General features: G+C 43.0%; 31 protein-coding genes and 6 pseudogenes. 27 read left to right on the forward strand and 10 right to left on the reverse strand.

The features are described from left to right. Nucleotides 1–19 precede the first annotated feature (19 nt). Complete coding sequence (locus ArsFIN_RS22065; protein ID WP_026823142.1) at nt 20–202, reverse strand: hypothetical protein; 183 nt, start codon at nt 200–202, stop codon at nt 20–22. Between the two features lie 385 nt (nt 203–587). Here ArsFIN_RS22065 and ArsFIN_RS28645 point away from each other — a divergent pair, with 385 nt between their 5' ends. The 4 genes from ArsFIN_RS28645 (at nt 588) to ArsFIN_RS22075 (ending at nt 2,811) form a co-directional block, all read left to right on the forward strand. Then, entirely contained in the window at nt 588–917 is a 330-nt protein-coding gene (locus ArsFIN_RS28645) for a hypothetical protein (RefSeq protein WP_338023365.1), read from the forward strand. A gap of 38 nt (nt 918–955) precedes the next feature. Then, nucleotides 956–1,246 carry a hypothetical protein gene (locus ArsFIN_RS28650; RefSeq protein ID WP_026823140.1) on the forward strand — a complete coding sequence of 97 codons (291 nt, stop codon included), beginning with the start codon at nt 956–958 and terminating at the stop codon, nt 1,244–1,246. A 25-nt stretch (nt 1,247–1,271) separates the two neighbouring features. Next, nucleotides 1,272–1,394: a hypothetical protein gene (locus ArsFIN_RS28655; RefSeq protein ID WP_276324671.1), complete on the forward strand. Its 123-nt coding sequence runs from the start codon at nt 1,272–1,274 to the stop codon at nt 1,392–1,394. A 1,072-nt stretch (nt 1,395–2,466) separates the two neighbouring features. Continuing rightward, complete coding sequence (locus tag ArsFIN_RS22075) at nt 2,467–2,811, forward strand: ProQ/FINO family protein (RefSeq protein ID WP_081700664.1); 345 nt, start codon at nt 2,467–2,469, stop codon at nt 2,809–2,811. 485 nt (nt 2,812–3,296) lie between these two features. Here the strand turns inward: ArsFIN_RS22075 and ArsFIN_RS22080 are convergent, their stop codons facing one another. Further along, the gene (locus tag ArsFIN_RS22080) at nt 3,297–3,551 is read right to left on the reverse strand and encodes a helix-turn-helix transcriptional regulator (RefSeq protein WP_135678710.1); all 255 of its coding nucleotides are present in this window, start codon (nt 3,549–3,551) and stop codon (nt 3,297–3,299) included. 496 nt (nt 3,552–4,047) lie between these two features. On the opposite strand from ArsFIN_RS22080, the gene ArsFIN_RS22085 reads away from it, so the two are divergent. The 7 genes and pseudogenes from ArsFIN_RS22085 (at nt 4,048) to ArsFIN_RS22115 (ending at nt 9,186) form a co-directional block, all read left to right on the forward strand. Continuing rightward, on the forward strand, nt 4,048–4,356 hold the full coding sequence (locus ArsFIN_RS22085; protein WP_135678581.1) for a hypothetical protein: 309 nt from the start codon (nt 4,048–4,050) through the stop codon (nt 4,354–4,356). A 59-nt stretch (nt 4,357–4,415) separates the two neighbouring features. Beyond that, nucleotides 4,416–4,874 carry a hypothetical protein gene (locus ArsFIN_RS22090; RefSeq protein WP_135678353.1) on the forward strand — a complete coding sequence of 153 codons (459 nt, stop codon included), beginning with the start codon at nt 4,416–4,418 and terminating at the stop codon, nt 4,872–4,874. A gap of 9 nt (nt 4,875–4,883) precedes the next feature. After that, complete coding sequence (locus ArsFIN_RS22095) at nt 4,884–6,086, forward strand: IS91 family transposase (RefSeq protein WP_135678014.1); 1,203 nt, start codon at nt 4,884–4,886, stop codon at nt 6,084–6,086. Between the two features lie 276 nt (nt 6,087–6,362). Continuing rightward, the gene (locus ArsFIN_RS22100; RefSeq protein WP_135678317.1) at nt 6,363–6,821 is read left to right on the forward strand and encodes a hypothetical protein; all 459 of its coding nucleotides are present in this window, start codon (nt 6,363–6,365) and stop codon (nt 6,819–6,821) included. Nucleotides 6,822–6,830: 9 nt separating this feature from the next. Then, nucleotides 6,831–7,520 (forward strand): annotated as a pseudogene (locus ArsFIN_RS22105) (IS91 family transposase); the annotation flags it as partial. Between the two features lie 112 nt (nt 7,521–7,632). Then, a complete protein-coding gene (locus ArsFIN_RS22110) occupies nt 7,633–7,941 on the forward strand; it encodes a hypothetical protein (RefSeq protein ID WP_135678712.1) in 309 nt (102 codons plus the stop codon). Nucleotides 7,942–7,974: 33 nt separating this feature from the next. Then, entirely contained in the window at nt 7,975–9,186 is a 1,212-nt protein-coding gene (locus tag ArsFIN_RS22115) for an IS91 family transposase (RefSeq protein ID WP_246067550.1), read from the forward strand. On the opposite strand, the gene istB is transcribed toward ArsFIN_RS22115, so the two are convergent. Beyond that, nucleotides 9,086–9,847 carry an IS21-like element helper ATPase IstB gene (istB, locus tag ArsFIN_RS22120; protein WP_135678008.1) on the reverse strand — a complete coding sequence of 254 codons (762 nt, stop codon included), beginning with the start codon at nt 9,845–9,847 and terminating at the stop codon, nt 9,086–9,088. The two genes, ArsFIN_RS22115 and istB, sit on opposite strands and share 101 nt — an antisense overlap. Further along, nucleotides 9,834–10,331, reverse strand: coding sequence for a hypothetical protein (locus ArsFIN_RS22125; RefSeq protein ID WP_246067551.1), 498 nt, complete (start codon nt 10,329–10,331; stop codon nt 9,834–9,836). Before ArsFIN_RS22125 ends, istB begins: the two co-directional genes overlap by 14 nt. 194 nt (nt 10,332–10,525) lie before the next feature. Between ArsFIN_RS22125 and ArsFIN_RS22130 the strand changes: the two genes are divergently transcribed. Both ArsFIN_RS22130 and ArsFIN_RS22135 read left to right on the forward strand, forming a co-directional pair. Then, nucleotides 10,526–10,984, forward strand: coding sequence for a hypothetical protein (locus ArsFIN_RS22130; RefSeq protein ID WP_135678353.1), 459 nt, complete (start codon nt 10,526–10,528; stop codon nt 10,982–10,984). Nucleotides 10,985–10,993: 9 nt separating this feature from the next. Then, entirely contained in the window at nt 10,994–12,196 is a 1,203-nt protein-coding gene (locus tag ArsFIN_RS22135; RefSeq protein WP_135678014.1) for an IS91 family transposase, read from the forward strand. 136 nt (nt 12,197–12,332) lie between these two features. On the opposite strand, the gene ArsFIN_RS22140 is transcribed toward ArsFIN_RS22135, so the two are convergent. After that, on the reverse strand, nt 12,333–12,821 hold the full coding sequence (locus tag ArsFIN_RS22140; RefSeq protein ID WP_246067487.1) for a LuxR C-terminal-related transcriptional regulator: 489 nt from the start codon (nt 12,819–12,821) through the stop codon (nt 12,333–12,335). Nucleotides 12,822–12,911: 90 nt separating this feature from the next. On the opposite strand from ArsFIN_RS22140, the pseudogene ArsFIN_RS26730 reads away from it, so the two are divergent. The 9 genes and pseudogenes from ArsFIN_RS26730 to ArsFIN_RS22180 all read left to right on the forward strand — a co-directional run. Beyond that, nucleotides 12,912–13,070, forward strand: a pseudogene (locus ArsFIN_RS26730) (IS91 family transposase); the annotation flags it as partial. A 269-nt stretch (nt 13,071–13,339) separates the two neighbouring features. Further along, the gene (locus ArsFIN_RS22145; RefSeq protein ID WP_135678317.1) at nt 13,340–13,798 is read left to right on the forward strand and encodes a hypothetical protein; all 459 of its coding nucleotides are present in this window, start codon (nt 13,340–13,342) and stop codon (nt 13,796–13,798) included. Between the two features lie 9 nt (nt 13,799–13,807). Then, nucleotides 13,808–15,010: an IS91 family transposase gene (locus ArsFIN_RS22150; RefSeq protein WP_135678014.1), complete on the forward strand. Its 1,203-nt coding sequence runs from the start codon at nt 13,808–13,810 to the stop codon at nt 15,008–15,010. Between the two features lie 276 nt (nt 15,011–15,286). After that, entirely contained in the window at nt 15,287–15,745 is a 459-nt protein-coding gene (locus tag ArsFIN_RS22155; protein WP_135678330.1) for a hypothetical protein, read from the forward strand. 9 nt (nt 15,746–15,754) lie between these two features. Next, nucleotides 15,755–16,786 (forward strand): annotated as a pseudogene (locus tag ArsFIN_RS22160) (IS91 family transposase); the annotation flags it as partial. A gap of 112 nt (nt 16,787–16,898) precedes the next feature. Continuing rightward, nucleotides 16,899–17,357 (forward strand): hypothetical protein, encoded by a 459-nt coding sequence (locus ArsFIN_RS22165; RefSeq protein WP_135678353.1) that lies wholly within the window; start codon nt 16,899–16,901, stop codon nt 17,355–17,357. 9 nt (nt 17,358–17,366) lie between these two features. After that, nucleotides 17,367–18,569: an IS91 family transposase gene (locus tag ArsFIN_RS22170; protein ID WP_135678014.1), complete on the forward strand. Its 1,203-nt coding sequence runs from the start codon at nt 17,367–17,369 to the stop codon at nt 18,567–18,569. A gap of 164 nt (nt 18,570–18,733) precedes the next feature. Beyond that, nucleotides 18,734–18,904 (forward strand): annotated as a pseudogene (locus ArsFIN_RS22175) (IS91 family transposase); the annotation flags it as partial. 168 nt (nt 18,905–19,072) lie between these two features. After that, nucleotides 19,073–19,195 (forward strand): annotated as a pseudogene (locus tag ArsFIN_RS22180) (IS110 family transposase); the annotation flags it as partial. A 339-nt stretch (nt 19,196–19,534) separates the two neighbouring features. Here ArsFIN_RS22180 and ArsFIN_RS22185 read toward each other — a convergent pair. The 3 genes from ArsFIN_RS22185 to ArsFIN_RS22195 all read right to left on the reverse strand — a co-directional run bounded on the left by ArsFIN_RS22185 (nt 19,535) and on the right by ArsFIN_RS22195 (nt 21,571). Continuing rightward, a protein-coding gene (locus ArsFIN_RS22185; RefSeq protein ID WP_135677411.1) for an IS3 family transposase occupies nt 19,535–20,694 on the reverse strand; the annotation gives its coding sequence in 2 pieces (ribosomal slippage) (nt 19,535–20,415 and nt 20,415–20,694; 1,161 coding nt in all). 54 nt (nt 20,695–20,748) lie between these two features. After that, on the reverse strand, nt 20,749–21,018 hold the full coding sequence (locus ArsFIN_RS22190) for a hypothetical protein (RefSeq protein WP_135678714.1): 270 nt from the start codon (nt 21,016–21,018) through the stop codon (nt 20,749–20,751). Between the two features lie 280 nt (nt 21,019–21,298). After that, nucleotides 21,299–21,571: an HU family DNA-binding protein gene (locus ArsFIN_RS22195; RefSeq protein WP_135678716.1), complete on the reverse strand. Its 273-nt coding sequence runs from the start codon at nt 21,569–21,571 to the stop codon at nt 21,299–21,301. A gap of 660 nt (nt 21,572–22,231) precedes the next feature. Between ArsFIN_RS22195 and ArsFIN_RS22200 the strand changes: the two genes are divergently transcribed. The 5 genes and pseudogenes from ArsFIN_RS22200 to ArsFIN_RS22215 all read left to right on the forward strand — a co-directional run bounded on the left by ArsFIN_RS22200 (nt 22,232) and on the right by ArsFIN_RS22215 (nt 24,077). Then, nucleotides 22,232–22,987, forward strand: a complete 756-nt coding sequence (locus tag ArsFIN_RS22200) for a replication initiation protein (RefSeq protein ID WP_162143450.1) — start codon at nt 22,232–22,234, stop codon at nt 22,985–22,987. Nucleotides 22,988–23,060: 73 nt separating this feature from the next. After that, nucleotides 23,061–23,201: a hypothetical protein gene (locus ArsFIN_RS26735; RefSeq protein ID WP_167876758.1), complete on the forward strand. Its 141-nt coding sequence runs from the start codon at nt 23,061–23,063 to the stop codon at nt 23,199–23,201. A gap of 35 nt (nt 23,202–23,236) precedes the next feature. Then, nucleotides 23,237–23,434, forward strand: a pseudogene (locus ArsFIN_RS22205) (helix-turn-helix domain-containing protein); the annotation flags it as partial. After that, the gene (locus ArsFIN_RS22210; protein WP_135678719.1) at nt 23,431–23,790 is read left to right on the forward strand and encodes a hypothetical protein; all 360 of its coding nucleotides are present in this window, start codon (nt 23,431–23,433) and stop codon (nt 23,788–23,790) included. The pseudogene ArsFIN_RS22205 and the gene ArsFIN_RS22210, both read left to right, overlap by 4 nt. Continuing rightward, a complete protein-coding gene (locus tag ArsFIN_RS22215; protein ID WP_135678721.1) occupies nt 23,790–24,077 on the forward strand; it encodes a hypothetical protein in 288 nt (95 codons plus the stop codon). The genes ArsFIN_RS22210 and ArsFIN_RS22215 overlap by 1 nt, the downstream gene beginning before the upstream one ends. Nucleotides 24,078–24,232: 155 nt before the next feature. Here the strand turns inward: ArsFIN_RS22215 and ArsFIN_RS22220 are convergent, their stop codons facing one another. After that, the gene (locus tag ArsFIN_RS22220) at nt 24,233–25,435 is read right to left on the reverse strand and encodes an IS91 family transposase (RefSeq protein ID WP_135678014.1); all 1,203 of its coding nucleotides are present in this window, start codon (nt 25,433–25,435) and stop codon (nt 24,233–24,235) included. A gap of 155 nt (nt 25,436–25,590) precedes the next feature. Further along, on the reverse strand, nt 25,591–25,902 hold the full coding sequence (locus tag ArsFIN_RS22225; RefSeq protein WP_135678723.1) for a hypothetical protein: 312 nt from the start codon (nt 25,900–25,902) through the stop codon (nt 25,591–25,593). Nucleotides 25,903–25,934: the final 32 nt, after the last annotated feature.

Consider the following 25,934-nt stretch of genomic DNA (forward strand, 5'->3'; position numbering starts at 1 on the left):
AATAAAGAATACAGTCAAATCATAAGTTGATATTTTTTTTTTGAAAAATACCAGTGATGTTTTGAATGCCAATATCTCTACGTGTTCTCGTAGTAGAACTACTATTTTTATCATTAAAATCTTTTTCTTCTGCATTGTTAATGATGTAAAGAGTGGGTTCGTGATTTTTTTCATCAGACTTATTTTTATCATTTAATGTCATGGCTGTTTACCTTTTTTTTATTACAAGTAACTGTATAAGTATACATGTATTTGTGCAATAATTAAACATTTTTAATCCAAAATTAACTTGTTTTGGTATAGAATGACGGGGGAAAAAATATGATTTTTCTATTTTTGAGGCGAGAGTGAGTTTTCTAAACAGACTGCCCTAATGTTTTGATGAGCAATATGAGGTTATTTTGTACAATAGAGCGGATTTTAAATAGATCTCCCCTTACCCCAGAACCATAGCTATCTACACATTTTTCTGAAATAATGTTATTAATCTTTAGTATGCATATAACTTATCTGTTACCGGATTCGATTCACGACTAAATCGTCGATTAGCGATTTTGGTTAAACAAAACATGACGCCGGCTACTCGATTGGCTTGTGGCATTAAAGATGTTGCAAGTACTCAAAAAGAAACTTTTGCGACTACACAAGCTGTCTGGCGTTTTCTCAACAATGAAAAAATTTCTTTTTCAAAATTAAATCAACCCATATTAGAACTTGCAAACCGTGAAATAAAACAAAGTACTCACACTTATGCTTTGATGATTCACGATTGGTCACACCTGAAATTTGTTACACATAAAAGTAAAAAAAGAATTCTAAAGATGAGCCATCACGGAGATTTAGGTTATGAACTACAAAGTAGTTTATTAGTTGATGCAGCCAAGGATTACCAATTGTACCGATTTCTCAATCCCTAACTGATAATGATACTCGCCATTCTACTCTAGGCGATAAATTGAAAGCTCAGAAGACGCATATGGATGCCTTAACTGAGGATGTTAAAGATATTGAAGGTCTTAATTTATGCAAGGTATTGGTGCATATCATTGATCGTGAAGGCGATTCAATTGCCCACATGCGAGAATTAAGTTCACATGGATATAACTTTCTTATCCTAGGTAAAGGTGGGCATACCGTGGAATACCAGGGTAAGAATCAAAAGTTAAACGATGTGGCTGATAGCCTATCGTATAACAATACAGTTACCATTAATTACAAGGAAAAAAAAAGCCTATCTCTCGGTTAGTGAAGCAACAATAACGCTTAGTCGTATGGCGAAACCTAAACGTTTTAGTGATGAAGGAAAACGAATCAGTCCAAAGCTAGGTAAACGACTACCATTAAGGTTAGTCGTATCAAAAGTCAGTGATAAAAAAGGAAACGTTCTAGCTTGATGGATGCTACTAAGCAATGTCCTAGAGGAAATAAAATGTGATGAATTAGCTCGTTGTTATTACTGGAGATGGACTATCAAGTCATTTTTCAAACTGATAAAAAGTGCGGGACATAACGTTGAATTTTGGCTTCAAAAAATCGCAAAAGCTTTATTGAGACGATTAATAATAGCGAGTATGGCTTGTGTATTAGTTTGGCGTATACAACGAGCTGAAGAAATTCAAAACGCTAAAGCCCGTAGGTTTCTATGTAGATTATCAGGGCGACCACAAAAAAGAGGTCGACGAGAAAGTGCTCCAGCCATCTTTGCGGGTTTATCGGTGCTACTAAACACTATTCAGTTGCTATCTGAATACTCAGCCGAAGAATTATCCAAATTTACTAGCACAATATTAGGGTCGCCTAAATATGTGTAGATACCTATGGCCTACAGTGAGGGGGTTAGGTAGCTGTCGCTTGCGACTGCGTGCCTGACCCTCGAGCCCTCGGCGGCGAGAGTGGGGTTTGTGGCAACGCCCCAAGGTGTTGACCTTGAAGTTGGTTTTGGTTTGTATTTTTTACTTCAATTTTTCTATTTTTCTATTTTTCTATTTTTCTATTAGATTGGAAAGTTTTTCAGAGATGACCTCAAAAATACCCCATAAAACGCTCCGTGATCAATTCTAAGCTGTTATTTTTAAAAAAAATAGGTACCAGGGTGGCACTTTTAAATTTGATAGCCTTAAAATGGCTTATATTGCGTTTTTGCTATTTAGTGATTTGGAGCCGATTTAAATGTTGGTTTTAAGGTTGAGAGCAAACGCCTGATAGAGGCTTATAGGTGTTATATTTATGGTATATTTCGTTAAGTAAATAAATTTAGATGTGCAGAAATATTCAATGACTGAACAAAAACGCCCGATTCTAATAATCAAAGGTAAACGAGGTTCAAAGATTTCAACGCTTGAATAGGTTGTTAAACCTACTTTAAAACCAAACAATAAGGCTTTTGTTACGCCTAAAGCTGAGAAGAAACAGAAGGCAGAAAAAGTTCCTAAACCAACAAAGGTAAAATAAAAGCCACCAAAGCCAATTAGCAAGGAAGAAAAGGTTGCTAGACATGCAGCTAAACTTAAAGCGGCTGTTGATGTATTAGTAACTTTTTTCCCTAAAGTTTTTAATCTTGAATCACCAAAACCGCTAAAAGTGGGAATAGGTAAAGACATTAGAAAAATGATATATGAAAAGGGGCTAGGTATACCAAATAGTCAGATAAGTACGGGTTTAATGGCTTATACGCAGACTGAGGTTTATCAGAAATCCTTAGTTGAATTTCGTTCTCGTTTTAACCTAGATGGTTTAGTTGATGGAGAGGTTACTGATAAACAAAGAGAAAGAGCCAAGAAAAAACTTGATGAATTAAAGGCTTCAAAGTGATTGATATGCCTATTTTATTTTCATTTTTCGCGGTGATAAAAATTTGACTAAACCAGCAGTCCTAAAAGCATTGTTGGCAACTCTTAATCCGCCCTTACTACATTTCAAAAAATTACCGTGCATAAAAATTGAATTGACGCGTGATGCCAACGAGAGAGAGTTTGTCATGTTTGACTCCCCCACCTATCCGGTTTTAGAGAAGGTTCCTAAAAACCACTATTTTTATTGATTAATTTGCATAAAAAAACCAGCCATGAAGAAGCTGGTTTAAATTTCCCTAGTGCTAGCATGAAGTGGAAGAAATTTTATAATTTTAAATTTGCATTATGATGTCTTGAATGATTAAGTATTAAATATTTAGAAAATTCATGCATGAGGGAAAATCCCCGTAGTTGATTGATCAGCGAGTTAAAGCAAAAAGACCAGCATAACAGCACTGGTCATTATTTTTACCATTGATAAATGGGAGTAAATTTATTGTTTTTTCACAAAACAGCCAGAAATGATAAGCGAACTTGAAATATTGAAAGCATATCGTTTAGCGAATAAAGATCATATCTTGTTTTAATATCTTCAAGTGAATGCTCCACAGTTCTATACGCAACATTCCTCGCTGATGCGATCTCTTTTTTTGATAATCCAAGAGAGAATAACATTGCCGTTTCAAGTTGCTCTTTAGTGGTCAGCTCAGGAAATACATTGCTGAATTGTTCTACTTGCTTCACATCGAACATTCTCATGCTATTCCCTCCATCACTGGCTTACGTCCAGCCCAGATTAGCCGATCATCCTTGAATAGCACGTTGAATATACGACGGTCATGACGAGTGAATGAGACTTTGCTAGAAGGTGTATTGGAGTTTCTAGGGATGATCCAGTAGGTATCAATGAATTTAAAGCAAGGTTTAGTAATAGCCATAGTTTTGGCCTCTCTTACAGTTATAAAACCTCACCAAAACGCTTCGAAACGTGGTGGCGAGACGTAAGAACATAAGCACGCCTTTGGCGTGAGCATCGCGGCAAAGGCGCTCTATTTCTAGGCAATTCCCTTCTCGTCTTTTATACTCTGCTCTATGTACATCCCCAGACCTGCAAAACTGCTATTTCAATACGATGACGGATGGAACGTAGCACGCTACGCGTGAGCGGCGCAGCGGTGCTGCTTCGGGGATGTTAATGAGTTGAGTACTGTTTTATACTCTGCAGTAGGTTAATTTTTTTCAGGGATTCATCTCGATGGCTCGCAATAAATCTCCCAGAAAGCGTAAACCGGTTAAATCAGGCAGGCTGCCCGTCACTTCACGTGCCACAGCGCCTGTTTATCTGAAACGTTTTATGATCTCTCTCCCACCCGAAAATGATGATGACAGACCGCCTGAATTTTTTTATGACACCCTAAAAGAAGCCATACGCCACTGCGTCCGACTCGGCCCCCAATTTTTTCTCGACACGCAGTATTACCCGCCGCTAGTCACGATTATCAGGAGTTTTGAACGTAGCACGCTACGCGTGAGCGGCGCAGCGGTGCTGCTTCGGGGATGTTAATGAGTTAAGTACTGTTTTATACTCTGCAGTAGGTTAATTTTTTTCAGGGATTCATCTCGATGGCTCGCAATAAATCTCCCAGAAAGCGTAAACCGGTTAAATCAGGCAGGCTGCCCGTCACTTCACGTGCCACAGCGCCTGTTTATCCGAAACGTTTTATGCTCTCTCTCCCACCCGAAAATGATGATGACAGACCGCCTGAATTTTTTTATGACACCCTAAAAGAAGCCATACGCCACTGCCTCCGACTCGGCCCCCAATTTTTTCTCGACACGCAGTATTACCCGCCGCTAGTCACGATTATCAGGGGTTTTAAACAACGCCAAGACCAAGCCGATGACGCTGGATACGACTACACTGAGGGGGGAATAACTGAAAGTCTGCCTGCCGATGAATTCATCACCTATACGGAGCTAGGAATAATCCCTGTTTCCTTTGAACCCTGGGATAAACACACCGATAACTGGGCTGACGAATCTGGCAATTTCTGTTTCTTTGGCAAGATGCCCATAAGGTAATTGAGTCAGATGTATATCCCTCGTCCTGCTAAACTACTTTTCACCATTGATGACGGTTGGAATAAATTCCTCGAAAAATACGGCGATAGCGTTAGTTCGTGGACGAGTTTATCTGTGGAGCGCATGCTTGCCTGCGGCACTTGTGCCATGGGTGTCCGGCGCTATTGTTGCGCTTCGTCTGATTGTTCTCACAGCCGTTTTTTCTGCCAAAGCTGTAAGTCAAAAGCCTGCAGTTCATGTGGCTTTAAAGCCACCGAGCAGTGGTTAGCACAGCAGGTTCATATTTTACCCGACTGCGACTGGCAACACATTACTTTCACCATGCCACATCTCCTTTGGCCTTTTTTTAACAATAACTGGCCGCTACTTAATGCTCTGTTTCGGGCAGCCACTCGAGCTATGCTGCAGTTGGCTCGCAAACAGGGTATCGAAATTGGTATTTTCTGTGCCTTGCATACTTATGGCCGGCAACTCAATCAACATCCGCATGTTCATGTTTCCGTCACTCGAGGGGGTTTGGATAGTAAACATAGTGTATGGCGAAAGCTGTTTTTCAAAAAAAAGGATGTCGAAGAAATCTGGCGAGGGGCTGTTATCCGACTACTGCGTCACAGTTATGATTTAATTAACCCTGGCCTTCTTCCCGGTCTTGGCCATATCCGTGACAAAAAACATTGGCGGCGTTACTTGAGGGCGCAGTACGGACGTTATTGGAAAGTGCACTTTGCTAAAAAAACGAAAGGGGCATGGCATAGTGTTAAGTACCTCGGTCGCTACCTTAAACGCCCACCGGTATCTGCGTCAAAACTGCGGCATTACCGAGGGGGTGCCGTTGTTCATCACTACCATGACCACCGAACTGGCCAGCATCGGCAGCAGACTCTGCCGCAGGAAGAGATGATTAGACGCTATATAAGCCATATTCCGGCCAGGCATTTTAAAATGGTGCGTTACTCTGGTTTTTTGTCGAATCGTAAACGAGGAAAACTATTGCCGAAAGTGTATAAGGCACTTGAGATGACGGCACGTAAAAAACCGGAGAACCCAGGTTTTTCTGTGCTGATGAAAGGATTTCTGCGTACCGATCCGTACAAATGTATTCTGTGTGGCGACAGGCTGCTTTTCACCGGGGCGCAAATGGGTAAAAAAGCAACGGAATTGTTGTCAGAAAGACTGCATAACCTGGAGAAAAAGCGATGGTTACGCAGCTAAACGCAGGATCAATGTGTCTAAAATAAGGAAATCAGGTTAGAAATTACACTCTCTGAGGAAATGTTAACTGGCACTAAACACAATAAATCGATCCCCATCTCCTTTTTGCAATAAGGGATGGCTTTTGCTACTCACTTTAAAAGCGATTCAATTTCCTAACCATGAACGTAGCACGCTACGCGTGAGCGGCGCAGCGGTGCTGCTTCGGGGATGTTAATGAGTTGAGTACTGTTTCATACTCTGCAGTAGGTTAATTTTTTTCAGGGATTCATCTCGATGGCTCGCAATAAATCTCCCAGAAAGCGTAAACCGGTTAAATCAGGCAGGCTGCCCGTCACTTCACGTGCCACAACGCCTGTTTATCTGAAACGTTTTATGATCTCTCTCCCACCCGAAAATGATGATGACAGACCGCCTGAATTTTTTTATGACACCCTAAAAGAAGCCATACGCCACTGCGTCCGACTCGGCCCCCAATTTTTTCTCGACACGCAGTATTACCCGCCGCTAGTCACGATTATCAGGAGTTTTGAACAACGCCAAGACCAAGCCGATGACGCTGGATACGACTACACTGAGGGGGGAATAACTGAAAGTCTGCCTGCCGATGAATTCATCACCTATACGGAGCTGGGAATAATCCCTGTTTCCTTTGAACCCTGGGATAAACACACCGATAACTGGGCTGACGAATCTGACAATTTCTGTTTCTTTGGCAAGATGCCCATAAGGTAATTGAGTCAGATGTATATCCCTCGTCCTGCTAAACTACTTTTCACCATTGATGACGGTTGGAATAAATTCCTCGAAAAATACGGCGATAGCGTTAGTTCGTGGACGAGTTTATCTGTGGAGCGCATGCTTGCCTGCGGCACTTGTGCCATGGGTGTCCGGCGCTATTGTTGCGCTTCGTCTGATTGTTCTCACAGCCGTTTTTTCTGCCAAAGCTGTAAGTCAAAAGCCTGCAGTTCATGTGGCTTTAAAGCCACCGAGCAGTGGTTAGCACAGCAGGTTCATATTTTACCCGACTGCGACTGGCAACACATTACTTTCACCATGCCACATCTCCTTTGGCCTTTTTTTAACAATAACTGGCCGCTACTTAATGCTCTGTTTCGGGCAGCCACTCGAGCTATGCTGCAGTTGGCTCGCAAACAGGGTATCGAAATTGGTATTTTCTGTGCCTTGCATACTTATGGCCGGCAACTCAATCAACATCCGCATGTTCATGTTTCCGTCACTCGAGGGGGTTTGGATAGTAAACATAGTGTATGGCGAAAGCTGTTTTTCAAAAAAAAGGATGTCGAAGAAATCTGGCGAGGGGCTGTTATCCGACTACTGCGTCACAGTTATGATTTAATTAACCCTGGCCTTCTTCCCGGTCTTGGCCATATCCGTGACAAAAAACATTGGCGGCGTTACTTGAGGGCGCAGAACGTAGCACGCTACGCGTGAGCGGCGCAGCGGTGCTGCTTCGGGGATGTTAATGAGTTGAGTACTGTTTTATACTCTGCAGTAGGTTAATTTTTTTCAGGGATTCATCTCGATGGCTCGCAATAAATCTCCCAGAAAGCGTAAACCGGTTAAATCAGGCAGGCTGCCCGTCACTTCACGTGCCACAGCGCCTGTTTATCCGAAACGTTTTATGATCTCTCTCCCACCCGAAAATGATGATGACAGACCGCCTGAATTTTTTTATGACACCCTAAAAGAAGCCATACGCCACTGCGTCCGACTCGGCCCCCAATTTTTTCTCGACACGCAGTATTACCCGCCGCTAGTCACGATTATCAGGGGTTTTGAACATAAGCACACCTTTGGCGTGAGCATCGCGGCAAAGGCGCTCTATTTCTAGGCAATTCCCTTCTCGTCTTTTATACTCTGCTCTATGTACATCCCCAGACCTGCAAAACTGCTATTTCAATACGATGACGGATGGAACCTTTTCATCGAAAATAATCACGTAGATGAATGGCAACTACTCTCTGTCGAAAAGATGCTCGCCTGCAGCACCTGCGCTATGGGCGTTCGCCGTTATTGCTGTTCTTCACCTGAATGCTCTCATTCACGCTTCTTTTGTCAAACCTGTAAATCCAAAGCCTGCAGTGCGTGTGGCCTCAAAGGCACCGAACAGTGGATTGCCCAGCAGCGCCATATTTTGCCGGATTGCGAATGGCAACATATTACCCTCACTATGCCTCACCTACTTTGGCCTTTTTTTAACAATAACTGGTACTTGCTCAACCAACTCTTTCGCTGTGCAACCCGCGCCATGCTCAAAAACGCCAAGCGCCAAGGCCTCGAAATTGGCATTTTTTGTGCGCTGCATACTTACGGTCGCCAACTCAATCAACATCCGCATATTCATTTATCCGTCACGCGTGGGGGACTCACTCAATATGACACCTGGAAACCGATTTTCTTTAAAAAGAAAGACGTTGAAAAGGTCTGGCGCAGTGCGGTCATTCGACTCCTTAGGGATAACTATTTTCAGTTACAACCCAATAAATTGCCTGGCTTCGGGCACATTCGCAATTATCAGACCTGGTGCCGTTACCTCAATGCCCAGTTTCAACGTTATTGGAAAGTACATTTTGCCAAAAAGACACGCGGGGCCTGGCATAATGTGAAATATCTGGGCCGTTATCTTAAACGTCCCCCTATCTCCGCTTCTCAATTGAAACACTACAGCGGCGGCACCGTGGTTCATCATTACTATGACCACCACAGCCAACAATACAGACGACAGACCTTATCCCAAGAAGAAATGATACGGCGTTATGTCAGTCATATCCCTGCGCGACATTTTAAGATGATCCGTTATTACGGTTTTTTAGCCAATCGCAAACGCGGGTGCTTATTACCGAAGGTGTATGAGGCGTTAGACATGATATCTCCTAATGTGCCTGAAAAACCTGGGTTTGGGGCCCTTGTCAACGATCACCGAAAACTGATCCACTTTTTATCTAAATCCGATCAATCAAAATTGATCCACTGTTTTACTCAGTTATTGCTCCTGAGCGCCGCTTATCTTTCAATCGGTAGCTTTCACCGCTTAATTGCAGTACATGCGAATGATGAAGTAAACGATCAAGCATAGCGGCAGTTAATGTTGCGTCATCAGCAAAAGCACTTGGCCATTGCCCAAATGATAGGTTACTCGTCAATATGACACTGCCATGCTCATAACGCTTGGCAATCACATTGAAAAACAGGTTTGCTTCTTCTCGCCCAAACGGCAGGTATCCAATCTCATCGATAATCAACAACTTCGGGGCCATCACCGAACGTGATAGATATTGTTTGTGCTTATTTTGTCGTTTGGCAGTTGAGAGTTGCAACATCAGTTCAGCTGCCGTGGTAAAGCGGGTTTTCTTCTTGGCCTGTACTGCTTTTAATCCTAACCCAATAGCTAAATGCGTTTTGCCTACACCGCTTGGGCCAAGCAACACGACATTTTCATTACGTTCAATAAACGTTAATGCGCTTAATTCCTGTATGTGTTGTTTGGGGATCCCCGTTGCAAACTTAAAATCGAACGTATTAAGTTCTTTATGTGCTGGGAATCCTGCCATCCGACTCAAAAGATTACGAGTTCGTTCATCTCGTTGTTGTTGCTCACATTTTAACAGGGACAGTAAAAACTCTCCGTAGCTTTTGTCTTGGGCAATGCATTTTTCGGCAAGTGATGACCAATGAGTCGGAATAGAATTTAATTTCAATGACTCACACAGGTGTTCAATTTGTTCATGCAATAACATGTTCACCTCCCAGTAATGCTTCGTATACGCTGATTGAGTGTTGCAAACTGACAGATTCAAGGGGCGGTACGATAGGGATATTAAGCGTATTAGTCTGTGGGATAGATTGGCAAACCCTTGCTGGTAAGGGTAGAAGAGACTTAACTTCCTTAGCTAATCTATCTGCTGGCTTCTCTAACGTTGTTCCATGAATTCGCTGATGGGCAACGCGTTGTAACCATGGACCCACTTTTGCATTAGCTATTTCAATATCCAGTTCAAGATTATGAGCACGAAGGTCGGTGTTTAATGGCACGATAAAGCTGTTTTTTAAATAGTGGTTAAAGCGCTCTACTTTCCCTTTCGTTTTTGCCCTGTAGGGCTTGCAAGCCTTCAATTTAAACCCGTAATCTTTCGACATTTGAAGCATTTCGACATGTAATTTATGCTCACCTTCTGCATAAGCATCCCGTTCGATGATGAGGGATTTTGCGTTATCACACAATACTTCCTGTGGTACACCACCAAAGTAGTCGAAAGCTTCTCTTAAACCTTGCTGCCACGATTCTGCTCGTTCATTATCAAAGAACGTAGCACGCTACGCGTGAGCGGCGCAGCGGTGCTGCTTCGGGGATGTTAATGAGTTAAGTACTGTTTTATACTCTGCAGTAGGTTAATTTTTTTCAGGGATTCATCTCGATGGCTCGCAATAAATCTCCCAGAAAGCGTAAACCGGTTAAATCAGGCAGGCTGCCCGTCACTTCACGTGCCACAGCGCCTGTTTATCCGAAACGTTTTATGCTCTCTCTCCCACCCGAAAATGATGATGACAGACCGCCTGAATTTTTTTATGACACCCTAAAAGAAGCCATACGCCACTGCCTCCGACTCGGCCCCCAATTTTTTCTCGACACGCAGTATTACCCGCCGCTAGTCACGATTATCAGGGGTTTTAAACAACGCCAAGACCAAGCCGATGACGCTGGATACGACTACACTGAGGGGGGAATAACTGAAAGTCTGCCTGCCGATGAATTCATCACCTATACGGAGCTAGGAATAATCCCTGTTTCCTTTGAACCCTGGGATAAACACACCGATAACTGGGCTGACGAATCTGGCAATTTCTGTTTCTTTGGCAAGATGCCCATAAGGTAATTGAGTCAGATGTATATCCCTCGTCCTGCTAAACTACTTTTCACCATTGATGACGGTTGGAATAAATTCCTCGAAAAATACGGCGATAGCGTTAGTTCGTGGACGAGTTTATCTGTGGAGCGCATGCTTGCCTGCGGCACTTGTGCCATGGGTGTCCGGCGCTATTGTTGCGCTTCGTCTGATTGTTCTCACAGCCGTTTTTTCTGCCAAAGCTGTAAGTCAAAAGCCTGCAGTTCATGTGGCTTTAAAGCCACCGAGCAGTGGTTAGCACAGCAGGTTCATATTTTACCCGACTGCGACTGGCAACACATTACTTTCACCATGCCACATCTCCTTTGGCCTTTTTTTAACAATAACTGGCCGCTACTTAATGCTCTGTTTCGGGCAGCCACTCGAGCTATGCTGCAGTTGGCTCGCAAACAGGGTATCGAAATTGGTATTTTCTGTGCCTTGCATACTTATGGCCGGCAACTCAATCAACATCCGCATGTTCATGTTTCCGTCACTCGAGGGGGTTTGGATAGTAAACATAGTGTATGGCGAAAGCTGTTTTTCAAAAAAAAGGATGTCGAAGAAATCTGGCGAGGGGCTGTTATCCGACTACTGCGTCACAGTTATGATTTAATTAACCCTGGCCTTCTTCCCGGTCTTGGCCATATCCGTGACAAAAAACATTGGCGGCGTTACTTGAGGGCGCAGTACGGACGTTATTGGAAAGTGCACTTTGCTAAAAAAACGAAAGGGGCATGGCATAGTGTTAAGTACCTCGGTCGCTACCTTAAACGCCCACCGGTATCTGCGTCAAAACTGCGGCATTACCGAGGGGGTGCCGTTGTTCATCACTACCATGACCACCGAACTGGCCAGCATCGGCAGCAGACTCTGCCGCAGGAAGAGATGATTAGACGCTATATAAGCCATATTCCGGCCAGGCATTTTAAAATGGTGCGTTACTCTGGTTTTTTGTCGAATCGTAAACGAGGAAAACTATTGCCGAAAGTGTATAAGGCACTTGAGATGACGGCACGTAAAAAACCGGAGAACCCAGGTTTTTCTGTGCTGATGAAAGGATTTCTGCGTACCGATCCGTACAAATGTATTCTGTGTGGCGACAGGCTGCTTTTCACCGGGGCGCAAATGGGTAAAAAAGCAACGGAATTGTTGTCAGAAAGACTGCATAACCTGGAGAAAAAGCGATGGTTACGCAGCTAAACGCAGGATCAATGTGTCTAAAATAAGGAAATCAGGTTAGAAATTACACTCTCTGAGGAAATGTTAACTGGCACTAAACACAATAAATCGATCCCCATCTCCTTTTTGCAATAAGGGATGGCTTTTGCTACTCACTTTAAAAGCGATTCAATTTCCTAACCATGAACTTTACATAACTCGCACGCGAATAGCCTAGCGTTGCAACAAACGCTTTCAGCGATTTTTTACCTCGCCGGATGCTGGTGAAGTCGATTTGCATTTGTTGACCTGGCTGTGTTTCAAAACGGACGACTACTTCGGGAACAATGCTTGGTTTAAATTGACAAACAAATCGGCGTAATTGAGCAATACCACCTTGATAGCCGTTTTCAACTACCTCATCAAATAAGACTGTTGCAGGGATCCAATCAGGTTTAGCCAGTTCAATTCGCTGAAGCAAATAAGGTTTAAAGGGGGATAATTTAGTCGGTTGTTGACTTCTTTTAGCATAAGTTGGCATTGTCTGTTGTTGTAAATGATGTTTTACGGTGTTACGGGATATACCCAACTCACTGGCAATTTTTCGAAGGCTTTGTCCTTGTGCAAAGCGAACATGAATATCCACAAATATCTCCTTGGTTAACATAAATTATCCGTACAAAAATGTGCGAATAATACCAAGTGGATCAGTTTTAGATGATCGTTAGTGGATCAGTTTTGCATGATCGGTGACACCCTTATCAAAGGTTTTTTAAATACTGACCCGTACCAATGTATTTTATGTGGAAACCGATTGCGGTTTATGAGTGCGGAAAAAGGAATACACGCCGTCACTTTACTGTCAGAAAGGCGGGATAAAATGGTCAAAAAACGATGGTTACAAACCGCAGCCTAGGAGCAGTGTGCCTATTATTAGGCTTTTAGATGATAATTTAACCGAATTAATGTTCTCATGGTTAATCAACGAGAAAACTGTCAGAATTTAATAGAAATATTAAGTTCAAAACACCTCCATTAATGCCTTACTGTATTGATTGAGATTCCTAACCATGAACGTAGCACGCTACGCGTGAGCGGCGCAGCGGTGCTGCTTCGGGGATGTTAATGAGTTGAGTACTGTTTTATACTCTGCAGTAGGTTAATTTTTTTCAGGGATTCATCTCGATGGCTCGCAATAAATCTCCCAGAAAGCGTAAACCGGTTAAATCAGGCAGGCTGCCCGTCACTTCACGTGCCACAACGCCTGTTTATCTGAAACGTTTTATGATCTCTCTCCCACCCGAAAATGATGATGACAGACCGCCTGAATTTTTTTATGACACCCTAAAAGAAGCCATACGCCACTGCGTCCGACTCGGCCCCCAATTTTTTCTCGACACGCAGTATTACCCGCCGCTAGTCACGATTATCAGGAGTTTTGAACAACGCCAAGACCAAGCCGATGACGCTGGATACGACTACACTGAGGGGGGAATAACTGAAAGTCTGCCTGCCGATGAATTCATCACCTATACGGAGCTGGGAATAATCCCTGTTTCCTTTGAACCCTGGGATAAACACACCGATAACTGGGCTGACGAATCTGACAATTTCTGTTTCTTTGGCAAGATGCCCATAAGGTAATTGAGTCAGATGTATATCCCTCGTCCTGCTAAACTACTTTTCACCATTGATGACGGTTGGAATAAATTCCTCGAAAAATACGGCGATAGCGTTAGTTCGTGGACGAGTTTATCTGTGGAGCGCATGCTTGCCTGCGGCACTTGTGCCATGGGTGTCCGGCGCTATTGTTGCGCTTCGTCTGATTGTTCTCACAGCCGTTTTTTCTGCCAAAGCTGTAAGTCAAAAGCCTGCAGTTCATGTGGCTTTAAAGCCACCGAGCAGTGGTTAGCACAGCAGGTTCATATTTTACCCGACTGCGACTGGCAACACATTACTTTCACCATGCCACATCTCCTTTGGCCTTTTTTTAACAATAACTGGCCGCTACTTAATGCTCTGTTTCGGGCAGCCACTCGAGCTATGCTGCAGTTGGCTCGCAAACAGGGTATCGAAATTGGTATTTTCTGTGCCTTGCATACTTATGGCCGGCAACTCAATCAACATCCGCATGTTCATGTTTCCGTCACTCGAGGGGGTTTGGATAGTAAACATAGTGTATGGCGAAAGCTGTTTTTCAAAAAAAAGGATGTCGAAGAAATCTGGCGAGGGGCTGTTATCCGACTACTGCGTCACAGTTATGATTTAATTAACCCTGGCCTTCTTCCCGGTCTTGGCCATATCCGTGACAAAAAACATTGGCGGCGTTACTTGAGGGCGCAGTACGGACGTTATTGGAAAGTGCACTTTGCTAAAAAAACGAAAGGGGCATGGCATAGTGTTAAGTACCTCGGTCGCTACCTTAAACGCCCACCGGTATCTGCGTCAAAACTGCGGCATTACCGAGGGGGTGCCGTTGTTCATCACTACCATGACCACCGAACTGGCCAGCATCGGCAGCAGACTCTGCCGCAGGAAGAGATGATTAGACGCTATATAAGCCATATTCCGGCCAGGCATTTTAAAATGGTGCGTTACTCTGGTTTTTTGTCGAATCGTAAACGAGGAAAACTATTGCCGAAAGTGTATAAGGCACTTGAGATGACGGCACGTAAAAAACCGGAGAACCCAGGTTTTTCTGTGCTGATGAAAGGATTTCTGCGTACCGATCCGTACAAATGTATTCTGTGTGGCGACAGGCTGCTTTTCACCGGGGCGCAAATGGGTAAAAAAGCAACGGAATTGTTGTCAGAAAGACTGCATAACCTGGAGAAAAAGCGATGGTTACGCAGCTAAACGCAGGATCAATGTGTCTAAAATAAGGAAATCAGGTTAGAAATTACACTCTCTGAGGAAATGTTAACTGGCACTAAACACAATAAATCGATCCCCATCTCCTTTTTGCAATAAGGGATGGCTTTTGCTACTCACTTTAAAAGCGATTCAATTTCCTAACCATGAACGTAGCACGCTACGCGTGAGCGGCGCAGCGGTGCTGCTTCGGGGATGTTAATGAGTTGAGTACTGTTTTATACTCTGCAGTAGGTTAATTTTTTTCAGGGATTCATCTCGATGGCTCGCAATAAATCTCCCAGAAAGCGTAAACCGGTTAAATCAGGCAGGCTGCCCGTCACTTCACGTGCCACAGCGCCTGTTTATCCGAAACGTTTTATGATCTCTCTCCCACCCGAAAATGATGATGACAGACCGCCTGAATTTTTTTATGACACCCTAAAAGAAGCCATACGCCACTGCGTCCGACTCGGCCCCCAATTTTTTCTCGACACGCAGTATTACCCGCCGCTAGTCACGATTATCAGGGGTTTTAAACAACGCCAAGACCAAGCCGATGACGCTGGATACGACTACACTGAGGGGGTAATAACTGAAAGTCTGCCTGCCGATGAATTCATCACCTATACGGAGCTAGGAATAATCCCTGTTTCCTTTGAACCCTGGGATAAACACACCGATAACTGGGCTGACGAATCTGACAATTTCTGTTTCTTTGGCAAGATGCCCATAAGGTAATTGAGTCAGATGTATATCCCTCGTCCTGCTAAACTACTTTTCACCATTGATGACGGTTGGAATAAATTCCTCGAAAAATACGGCGATAGCGTTAGTTCGTGGACGAGTTTATCTGTGGAGCGCATGCTTGCCTGCGGCACTTGTGCCATGGGTGTCCGGCGCTATTGTTGCGCTTCGTCTGATTGTTCTCACAGCCGTTTTTTCTGCCAAAGCTGTAAGTCAAAAGCCTGCAGTTCATGTGGCTTTAAAGCCACCGAGCAGTGGTTAGCACAGCAGGTTCATATTTTACCCGACTGCGACTGGCAACACATTACTTTCACCATGCCACATCTCCTTTGGCCTTTTTTTAACAATAACTGGCCGCTACTTAATGCTCTGTTTCGGGCAGCCACTCGAGCTATGCTGCAGTTGGCTCGCAAACAGGGTATCGAAATTGGTATTTTCTGTGCCTTGCATACTTATGGCCGGCAACTCAATCAACATCCGCATGTTCATGTTTCCGTCACTCGAGGGGGTTTGGATAGTAAACATAGTGTATGGCGAAAGCTGTTTTTCAAAAAAAAGGATGTCGAAGAAATCTGGCGAGGGGCTGTTATCCGACTACTGCGTCACAGTTATGATTTAATTAACCCTGGCCTTCTTCCCGGTCTTGGCCATATCCGTGACAAAAAACATTGGCGGCGTTACTTGAGGGCGCAGTACGGACGTTATTGGAAAGTGCACTTTGCTAAAAAAACGAAAGGGGCATGGCATAGTGTTAAGTACCTCGGTCGCTACCTTAAACGCCCACCGGTATCTGCGTCAAAACTGCGGCATTACCGAGGGGGTGCCGTTGTTCATCACTACCATGACCACCGAACTGGCCAGCATCGGCAGCAGACTCTGCCGCAGGAAGAGATGATTAGACGCTATATAAGCCATATTCCGGCCAGGCATTTTAAAATGGTGCGTTACTCTGGTTTTTTGTCGAATCGTAAACGGGGAAAACTATTGCCGAAAGTGTATAAGGCACTTGAGATGACGGCACGTAAAAAACCGGAGAACGTAGCACGCTACGCGTGAGCGGCGCAGCGGTGCTGCTTCGGGGATGTTAATGAGTTAAGTACTGTTTTATACTCTGCAGTAGGTTAATTTTTTTCAGGGATTCATCTCGATGGCTCGCAATAAATCTCCCAGAAAGCGTAAACCGGTTAAATCAGGCAGGCTGCCCGTCACTTCACGTGCCACAGCGCCTGTTTATCCGAAACGTTTTATGCTCTCTCTCCCACCCGAAAATGATGATGACAGACCGCCTGAATTTTTTTATGACACCCTAAAAGAAGCCATACGCCACTGCCTCCGACTCGGCCCCCAATTTTTTCTCGACACGCAGTATTACCCGCCGCTAGTCACGATTATCAGGGGTTTTAAACAACGCCAAGACCAAGCCGATGACGCTGGATACGACTACACTGAGGGGGGAATAACTGAAAGTCTGCCTGCCGATGAATTCATCACCTATACGGAGCTAGGAATAATCCCTGTTTCCTTTGAACCCTGGGATAAACACACCGATAACTGGGCTGACGAATCTGGCAATTTCTGTTTCTTTGGCAAGATGCCCATAAGGTAATTGAGTCAGATGTATATCCCTCGTCCTGCTAAACTACTTTTCACCATTGATGACGGTTGGAATAAATTCCTCGAAAAATACGGCGATAGCGTTAGTTCGTGGACGAGTTTATCTGTGGAGCGCATGCTTGCCTGCGGCACTTGTGCCATGGGTGTCCGGCGCTATTGTTGCGCTTCGTCTGATTGTTCTCACAGCCGTTTTTTCTGCCAAAGCTGTAAGTCAAAAGCCTGCAGTTCATGTGGCTTTAAAGCCACCGAGCAGTGGTTAGCACAGCAGGTTCATATTTTACCCGACTGCGACTGGCAACACATTACTTTCACCATGCCACATCTCCTTTGGCCTTTTTTTAACAATAACTGGCCGCTACTTAATGCTCTGTTTCGGGCAGCCACTCGAGCTATGCTGCAGTTGGCTCGCAAACAGGGTATCGAAATTGGTATTTTCTGTGCCTTGCATACTTATGGCCGGCAACTCAATCAACATCCGCATGTTCATGTTTCCGTCACTCGAGGGGGTTTGGATAGTAAACATAGTGTATGGCGAAAGCTGTTTTTCAAAAAAAAGGATGTCGAAGAAATCTGGCGAGGGGCTGTTATCCGACTACTGCGTCACAGTTATGATTTAATTAACCCTGGCCTTCTTCCCGGTCTTGGCCATATCCGTGACAAAAAACATTGGCGGCGTTACTTGAGGGCGCAGTACGGACGTTATTGGAAAGTGCACTTTGCTAAAAAAACGAAAGGGGCATGGCATAGTGTTAAGTACCTCGGTCGCTACCTTAAACGCCCACCGGTATCTGCGTCAAAACTGCGGCATTACCGAGGGGGTGCCGTTGTTCATCACTACCATGACCACCGAACTGGCCAGCATCGGCAGCAGACTCTGCCGCAGGAAGAGATGATTAGACGCTATATAAGCCATATTCCGGCCAGGCATTTTAAAATGGTGCGTTACTCTGGTTTTTTGTCGAATCGTAAACGAGGAAAACTATTGCCGAAAGTGTATAAGGCACTTGAGATGACGGCACGTAAAAAACCGGAGAACCCAGGTTTTTCTGTGCTGATGAAAGGATTTCTGCGTACCGATCCGTACAAATGTATTCTGTGTGGCGACAGGCTGCTTTTCACCGGGGCGCAAATGGGTAAAAAAGCAACGGAATTGTTGTCAGAAAGACTGCATAACCTGGAGAAAAAGCGATGGTTACGCAGCTAAACGCAGGATCAATGTGTCTAAAATAAGGAAATCAGGTTAGAAATTACACTCTCTGAGGAAATGTTAACTGGCACTAAACACAATAAATCGATCCCCATCTCCTTTTTGCAATAAGGGATGGCTTTTGCTACTCACTTTAAAAGCGATTCAATTTCCTAACCATGAACCCAGGTTTTTCTGTGCTGATGAAAGGATTTCTGCGTACCGATCCGTACAAATGTATTCTGTGTGGCGACAGGCTGCTTTTCACCGGGGCGCAAATGGGTAAAAAAGCAACGGAATTGTTGTCAGAAAGACTGCATAACCTGGAGAAAAAGCGATGGTTACGCAGCTAAACGCAGGATCAATGTGTCTAAAATAAGGAAATCAGGTTAGAAATTACACTCTCTAAGGAAATGTTAACTGGCACTAAACACAATAAATCGATCCCCATCTCCTTTTTGCAATAAGGGATGGCTTTTGCTACTCACTTTAAAAGCGATTCAATTTCCTAACCATCAAGAGGTAAGTCAAAAATGTCCGCTCTAGGTGCGGCAATGAGGAAATTAGTTCACTTGTGCTATGGAGTATTAAAGACGGGTCTAGCTTATGACCAAAACTACGCCCGCCAAATTTTCGCTTCATAAAATCGATTTTAAGGCATTTTAAATTTTAGTTGGTACGTTTTCATGTCTTACATAGATAAAATAGCGCTACGGGCTTCCTAGATGTCTTAAAATCGATTTACAGATGATAACGCAAACTCAGTTTTGGCTTTAATCGACAAACCATCCTCTAAGCTAACTCTATCCGCTCACCGGAGTCTGAGAGCAAGCGAACGGACGAGGAAGCGGAGTTAACCTAAAATTACAGAATTAAATTCATGGATTTTAAGGTTGACTTTAAAGACGGTAACTTAGAATAGATTACAGGCGGTTTTAGAGGGTATTCTGACTCTGTAATGGTCAACAAATTCTGTAGAAGATCTAAGCGGCATTTTTTAGTTCATGATATTTTTGATGTGGCGTTAAATAACCAATCGTTGAATGGCGTCGATAATAATTGTAAAACTGAATATAATTTTCAACTTCACAGACAACAGATTGATGATTCATAAACGATAAACGGTTAAGTCTTTCTGTCTTTAAACTCCTAAAAAATCTTTCCATCACGGCATTATCGAGGCAATTACCTCGCCGACTCATGCTTTGAGTTATTTTCCGTTCAAAGAGGTGCGCCCTAAACTCCTCCGATGAATATTGGCAACCTTGATCTGAATGGAACATCAAACTTGTCGTATCCGGTAATTGCCGTTCAATTGCGTTATCTAAGGCTTCTTTCACTAATTTCGAATCCGGTTTTGTTGATAAGGCATAACCAATAATTTCTTTGGTGGCTAAATCCAACACACAGGCTAAATAGCTCCACCCATAGTGATGTCTAATATACGTGATATCCCCGACATAATAGTGATTATGCTGTTCAGGGGAAAATTGTCGTTTAAGCAAATTAGGGGCATATCGATGTTCGTTACCCGATGAGTGATAGTAGTGCTTTTTCGTTGGTCTAATTGCAACTAATTGATTTAATTTCATGATGTTCGATATTTTATAAGTGCCAATTTGGTGCCCTAAACCCTTTAACTCGGCTTGAATACGTCTTTTGCCATAAATTTGACCCGATGTATAAAAAATACGTTTGATTTCGCCACACAGTCTTTCATTTTCAACTGTCGGTATTTTCGTTTCATAATAAAAACTACTGCTGCTTACTTCAAAAAGATGGCATAACTCAGTGACCGTAAAATTGGGGTACATGATTTTCAGTTGCTTCACGATTTTGAGTTTTGATTGTCGAGGATGAAGTAAGCCGCGGCTTTTTTTAATATGTCATTATCCCTCTGAGCACGCTTAAGTTGAACTTCTAATTCTTGTATGCGCTGTTGCTCGGGTGTTAACGCTTTTGATTTTACAGGCGTATTCCCATTTAACTCGGCAAGATATTGTTGCTTCCATCGTGATACGGCAGATTTACCCGCACCGGATATTTTTTCAACTTGGATATTGCTATATCCACCTTCAACCATGAGTTTTGCATATTCCAGTTTTTGCTTTCCGCTAAAGGTTACTTTTACTTTTCGGGTCATATTTATACCTATAAGATTTTGCTTAATTATAAGCTATAAATCTCTACAGTTTTATTAGACCACTACACTCTGTTTTCTGTCTTCCTTTAGCACTTCGATGAAGACTTGCTCGAATTCGTCATTTTTGGGGAGGTCTTGTTTGAGGATGTACTTGTTGACAAAGAATTCTGGTTCAATACCGAGTCGCCTTGAGGCTTCAAAACCCCGTTTGACCCAATCTAGGGGCAAAATGTGTTCGTGGGCTAATTCCTCAGCCCAATGCCAGTCAAACTGTTTGATTTCGTCTTCACGTAGAATGCGAATTGACTTTGCGTCGTAGGTCACTTGACCGCCTTTTTGAAAACTTTGGCAGTTTTAACTACCAACCTATCTCTCTTCCGCAATCCATGCTTCCATCGTTGGCAGCACAGCTCAAATATCTAATGTGTTCTGAGTGTATATCTCTTTTTAGATTGCCTTTATCGTCGGTAGTATATATCGGTGTTACTTGTCCAATTCTTTTTGGAGGTGTTTTAGCATAGTCATATGGAGCACAGGATGTTCCAGTTATGCTAATAAGAATTGAAAGTAAAATACGACTTAATTTTACATCGCAAATCATATGTTACTTAACCGCCTCTTTGAGTCTTTGACCCGCTTTAAAACTCGGTACGTTTGCAGCAGCAATTTTAAGTGGTTCACCCGTTTTTGGATTGCGTCCATCTCTAGCTGCTCGATGCTTCACCTGAAAACTCCCGAATCCAATAAGTTGTACGTCATTGCTGGATTTCAAAGATTCGGTGACTGTTTCGATGAAAGCATTAACCGCTTTCTCTGAATCTTTTTTGGTTAAGCTGGTTTTGTCAGCAATTTGATTGATGAGTTCGGTTTTGTTCATGTTGTGCCTGAGTTAGTAGATATTTTATATCCTAGTGATGCTAGCTGTAGCAACTCAATAGTGCAATGTTTAAGGGTTAATTAACTCAAAAAATCTTTTTAATTAAAATCCCACCGCTCGACGCAAGTCTGTGACCGAGCGTAGCGAGTGAGCAGACGAGGAAGCGGAATATCACAATTAACAAAAAATAAATAAGGTCACTCAGTAGTAACATACTTTTCGGTTCAGGCTTTTTGTCAGAAGAAAAGTTATCCACAAGCACTTTACCTTAAAAGACTTTTTTTTAACTTATTTTAACTTCAAAAGACTTAGAGCGGCATAAGGGTCTAAATATAAGTCAATTGATGCTATAAAAATAAAAAATAATATAATCAATAACTTAATTATTAAAAGGTTACCACGCACAAGGGAAAAGGTTACTACACACAAGGGAAAAGGTTACCACGCACAAGGGAAAAGGTTACTACACACAAGGGAAAAGGTTACCACGCACAAGGGAAAAGGTTACTACACACAAGGGAATGGTTACCACGCACAAGGGAAAAGGTTACCATATAACAGGTTAGGTGTACTTTTTTAAAAAAGTATTGTACACCTTTATTTTTTGAGCTATATTTGTTGTACTTTAAATATTAATGGATAAATTACGATGTGTTTAATGTGACTAAAAAAACAAAAATTAGGCATAGAAATGGTATTAATAAAACTTTTGCTTCAATGCCCCTTGCTGCTAGGAGAATTCTATTTTTGATCATGTCACAGATTGATCCCAAGCATTTGATTAAGGAAGGGCAAATATTTGAAATATCGGCAAAGGATTATTCGCGGGTATGTAATATTGATATTAATACTGCTTACGAACAGTTAAAGAGTGGTGCTCGTCTACTGCATAAGCAATCTATGGAAATACCACAGGAAGAATTATTAAAAGCTTTTGCTAGACGACCAAGTGAATTTCTTGAAAGTGAAAAGAATTGGCGAGGAATGCGTTTATTACATATAACTGATTCTTGTAGTTATATTGATATGGAAGCTGTTGTTCAGATTAGGTTTAGTCGGCAAATGGAACCATACATATGTATGATCGAAAAAGATTTTACCACACAAATTCTTTTGTCATCAGTTAGGATAAGCGACACTAATGCAAGTAATTTATATCAATTACTGAGAAAAAATATAAGTTCAGGTAAGAAGAAATATTTTGAAACATCAATAGATAATTTAAAAATAGAATTGGGTGTAGAGAAAGTTAAAACATACAATGAATTTAAATATTTTAAAAATAAATTTATAGAAAGATCAATCAAAAAAATTATTGAAATTACCGAATTTAGAAAGATAAAGATGGAAATATCTGAAAGAAAAGGTAAAAAAGCTCATAAAGTAATAATTAGTTATGAATACGATGATTTTTAAATAACGCCCTACGCCAGTGTATCACCACTGACATAGAGCTAACCCAAAACCTACATAGTCTAGGAGTTGAGCTATGCGAAATAGTACGCATATTGCACGCATAATGAAAGCGTGTGACATATCAATCGAGCAGCTTTTGAGCTTTGCTCTCACATCAAAACACCTTACACCCCGTCAGCGTGAGTACCTTCGTAGTATTGGAGGTGCGATATGAACACCGATTTGAAATTATTCAGAAGATTAACCAAGCGTGAGATCGAGGTACTTCATTGGGTAAGTGTGGGCAAAACGTATTGGGAAATCTCTGTAATATTGGGAATCAAGGAAGGTACGGTCAAATTCCACATGGGCAACGTGGTGCGTAAGCTGGATGTATGCAGCGCAAAACAGGCGATAAGAGCCAGTGTTGAATTGGAATTTAGCCAAAGCGTTGGAGGTGCCGTATGAAATATACCTACACCCTCAACGGATTTCGTCGAACTTCTCAGGGACGCCCTGATGTGCGTTTCACCTGTTGTCATTGTGGCAAACTTTCCTTAAATCTCGTGAGTTTTTTCTGGCGTGCAAGACTGGATAACCGCACCTGTGTTTTTCCTGAAGAAGCGTGTATCGAGTTTGTTGAAAAAATTAACCGTAAACAATTCAAGCTGCTTTTTTACAAACCCTCAACGATGAAAGCGTGTTCGAGTGCTTGCTGCCACTGCTCTGATAACCAGCGAGAACAGGCATTACCCAAAGCCAGAGGCAGCATTTTGCGGAGATTGGAACAACAGGCGAATAACCGCATTGAGGGGGCGAAATAATGAAATACTTCAAAGCAACGATTATCACAACCGTTGACCACGAGAAGGGAAAGACAACAAATTTCATCTATCTTGCGTCTGAGACGAAAATAGCCGCCAAGAAATTGGCTTCTCAACATATCTTTGAAACTGACGGCGCAAATTGCTGTTTTTACAAATCGCCGCGATTGGAAGAAATCAGCGTTGAGGAATACCTCGCTAATACCGAAAAACAGACGGATATTACCGAAGAACAGGAAATAGACCAGTTTTGCGCTTTGCTTGCGATATTTGGCGTTCATGGTTAGGAAATTGAATCGCTTTTAAAGTGAGTAGCAAAAGCCATCCCTTATTGCAAAAAGGAGATGGGGATCGATTTATTGTGTTTAGTGCCAGTTAACATTTCCTCAGAGAGTGTAATTTCTAACCTGATTTCCTTATTTTAGACACATTGATCCTGCGTTTAGCTGCGTAACCATCGCTTTTTCTCCAGGTTATGCAGTCTTTCTGACAACAATTCCGTTGCTTTTTTACCCATTTGCGCCCCGGTGAAAAGCAGCCTGTCGCCACACAGAATACATTTGTACGGATCGGTACGCAGAAATCCTTTCATCAGCACAGAAAAACCTGGGTTCTCCGGTTTTTTACGTGCCGTCATCTCAAGTGCCTTATACACTTTCGGCAATAGTTTTCCCCGTTTACGATTCGACAAAAAACCAGAGTAACGCACCATTTTAAAATGCCTGGCCGGAATATGGCTTATATAGCGTCTAATCATCTCTTCCTGCGGCAGAGTCTGCTGCCGATGCTGGCCAGTTCGGTGGTCATGGTAGTGATGAACAACGGCACCCCCTCGGTAATGCCGCAGTTTTGACGCAGATACCGGTGGGCGTTTAAGGTAGCGACCGAGGTACTTAACACTATGCCATGCCCCTTTCGTTTTTTTAGCAAAGTGCACTTTCCAATAACGTCCGTACTGCGCCCTCAAGTAACGCCGCCAATGTTTTTTGTCACGGATATGGCCAAGACCGGGAAGAAGGCCAGGGTTAATTAAATCATAACTGTGACGCAGTAGTCGGATAACAGCCCCTCGCCAGATTTCTTCGACATCCTTTTTTTTGAAAAACAGCTTTCGCCATACACTATGTTTACTATCCAAACCCCCTCGAGTGACGGAAACATGAACATGCGGATGTTGATTGAGTTGCCGGCCATAAGTATGCAAGGCACAGAAAATACCAATTTCGATACCCTGTTTGCGAGCCAACTGCAGCATAGCTCGAGTGGCTGCCCGAAACAGAGCATTAAGTAGCGGCCAGTTATTGTTAAAAAAAGGCCAAAGGAGATGTGGCATGGTGAAAGTAATGTGTTGCCAGTCGCAGTCGGGTAAAATATGAACCTGCTGTGCTAACCACTGCTCGGTGGCTTTAAAGCCACATGAACTGCAGGCTTTTGACTTACAGCTTTGGCAGAAAAAACGGCTGTGAGAACAATCAGACGAAGCGCAACAATAGCGCCGGACACCCATGGCACAAGTGCCGCAGGCAAGCATGCGCTCCACAGATAAACTCGTCCACGAACTAACGCTATCGCCGTATTTTTCGAGGAATTTATTCCAACCGTCATCAATGGTGAAAAGTAGTTTAGCAGGACGAGGGATATACATCTGACTCAATTACCTTATGGGCATCTTGCCAAAGAAACAGAAATTGTCAGATTCGTCAGCCCAGTTATCGGTGTGTTTATCCCAGGGTTCAAAGGAAACAGGGATTATTCCCAGCTCCGTATAGGTGATGAATTCATCGGCAGGCAGACTTTCAGTTATTCCCCCTCAGTGTAGTCGTATCCAGCGTCATCGGCTTGGTCTTGGCGTTGTTCAAAACTCCTGATAATCGTGACTAGCGGCGGGTAATACTGCGTGTCGAGAAAAAATTGGGGGCCGAGTCGGACGCAGTGGCGTATGGCTTCTTTTAGGGTGTCATAAAAAAATTCAGGCGGTCTGTCATCATCATTTTCGGGTGGGAGAGAGATCATAAAACGTTTCAGATAAACAGGCGCTGTGGCACGTGAAGTGACGGGCAGCCTGCCTGATTTAACCGGTTTACGCTTTCTGGGAGATTTATTGCGAGCCATCGAGATGAATCCCTGAAAAAAATTAACCTACT

This window comes from Arsenophonus nasoniae (assembly GCF_004768525.1).
Taxonomy (GTDB): domain Bacteria; phylum Pseudomonadota; class Gammaproteobacteria; order Enterobacterales; family Enterobacteriaceae; genus Arsenophonus; species Arsenophonus nasoniae.

Coding starts and splice junctions, on each gene's coding strand:
- ArsFIN_RS22215 (WP_135678721.1), top strand. CDS start 23,790: ATGAAATACTTCAAAGCAACGATTATCACAACCGTTGACCACGAGAAG.
- ArsFIN_RS22165 (WP_135678353.1), top strand. CDS start 16,899: ATGGCTCGCAATAAATCTCCCAGAAAGCGTAAACCGGTTAAATCAGGC.
- ArsFIN_RS26735 (WP_167876758.1), top strand. CDS start 23,061: ATGCGAAATAGTACGCATATTGCACGCATAATGAAAGCGTGTGACATA.
- ArsFIN_RS22100 (WP_135678317.1), top strand. CDS start 6,363: ATGGCTCGCAATAAATCTCCCAGAAAGCGTAAACCGGTTAAATCAGGC.
- ArsFIN_RS22155 (WP_135678330.1), top strand. CDS start 15,287: ATGGCTCGCAATAAATCTCCCAGAAAGCGTAAACCGGTTAAATCAGGC.
- ArsFIN_RS22090 (WP_135678353.1), top strand. CDS start 4,416: ATGGCTCGCAATAAATCTCCCAGAAAGCGTAAACCGGTTAAATCAGGC.
- ArsFIN_RS22095 (WP_135678014.1), top strand. CDS start 4,884: ATGTATATCCCTCGTCCTGCTAAACTACTTTTCACCATTGATGACGGT.
- ArsFIN_RS22210 (WP_135678719.1), top strand. CDS start 23,431: ATGAAATATACCTACACCCTCAACGGATTTCGTCGAACTTCTCAGGGA.
- ArsFIN_RS28655 (WP_276324671.1), top strand. CDS start 1,272: ATGGCGAAACCTAAACGTTTTAGTGATGAAGGAAAACGAATCAGTCCA.
- ArsFIN_RS22145 (WP_135678317.1), top strand. CDS start 13,340: ATGGCTCGCAATAAATCTCCCAGAAAGCGTAAACCGGTTAAATCAGGC.
- ArsFIN_RS22225 (WP_135678723.1), bottom strand. CDS start 25,902: ATGGCTCGCAATAAATCTCCCAGAAAGCGTAAACCGGTTAAATCAGGC.
- ArsFIN_RS22150 (WP_135678014.1), top strand. CDS start 13,808: ATGTATATCCCTCGTCCTGCTAAACTACTTTTCACCATTGATGACGGT.
- ArsFIN_RS22140 (WP_246067487.1), bottom strand. CDS start 12,821: ATGTTAACCAAGGAGATATTTGTGGATATTCATGTTCGCTTTGCACAA.
- ArsFIN_RS22080 (WP_135678710.1), bottom strand. CDS start 3,551: ATGAGAATGTTCGATGTGAAGCAAGTAGAACAATTCAGCAATGTATTT.
- ArsFIN_RS22195 (WP_135678716.1), bottom strand. CDS start 21,571: ATGAACAAAACCGAACTCATCAATCAAATTGCTGACAAAACCAGCTTA.
- ArsFIN_RS22130 (WP_135678353.1), top strand. CDS start 10,526: ATGGCTCGCAATAAATCTCCCAGAAAGCGTAAACCGGTTAAATCAGGC.
- ArsFIN_RS22065 (WP_026823142.1), bottom strand. CDS start 202: ATGACATTAAATGATAAAAATAAGTCTGATGAAAAAAATCACGAACCC.
- ArsFIN_RS22170 (WP_135678014.1), top strand. CDS start 17,367: ATGTATATCCCTCGTCCTGCTAAACTACTTTTCACCATTGATGACGGT.
- ArsFIN_RS22115 (WP_246067550.1), top strand. CDS start 7,975: ATGTACATCCCCAGACCTGCAAAACTGCTATTTCAATACGATGACGGA.
- ArsFIN_RS22110 (WP_135678712.1), top strand. CDS start 7,633: ATGGCTCGCAATAAATCTCCCAGAAAGCGTAAACCGGTTAAATCAGGC.
- istB (WP_135678008.1), bottom strand. CDS start 9,847: ATGTTATTGCATGAACAAATTGAACACCTGTGTGAGTCATTGAAATTA.
- ArsFIN_RS22085 (WP_135678581.1), top strand. CDS start 4,048: ATGGCTCGCAATAAATCTCCCAGAAAGCGTAAACCGGTTAAATCAGGC.
- ArsFIN_RS22135 (WP_135678014.1), top strand. CDS start 10,994: ATGTATATCCCTCGTCCTGCTAAACTACTTTTCACCATTGATGACGGT.
- ArsFIN_RS22220 (WP_135678014.1), bottom strand. CDS start 25,435: ATGTATATCCCTCGTCCTGCTAAACTACTTTTCACCATTGATGACGGT.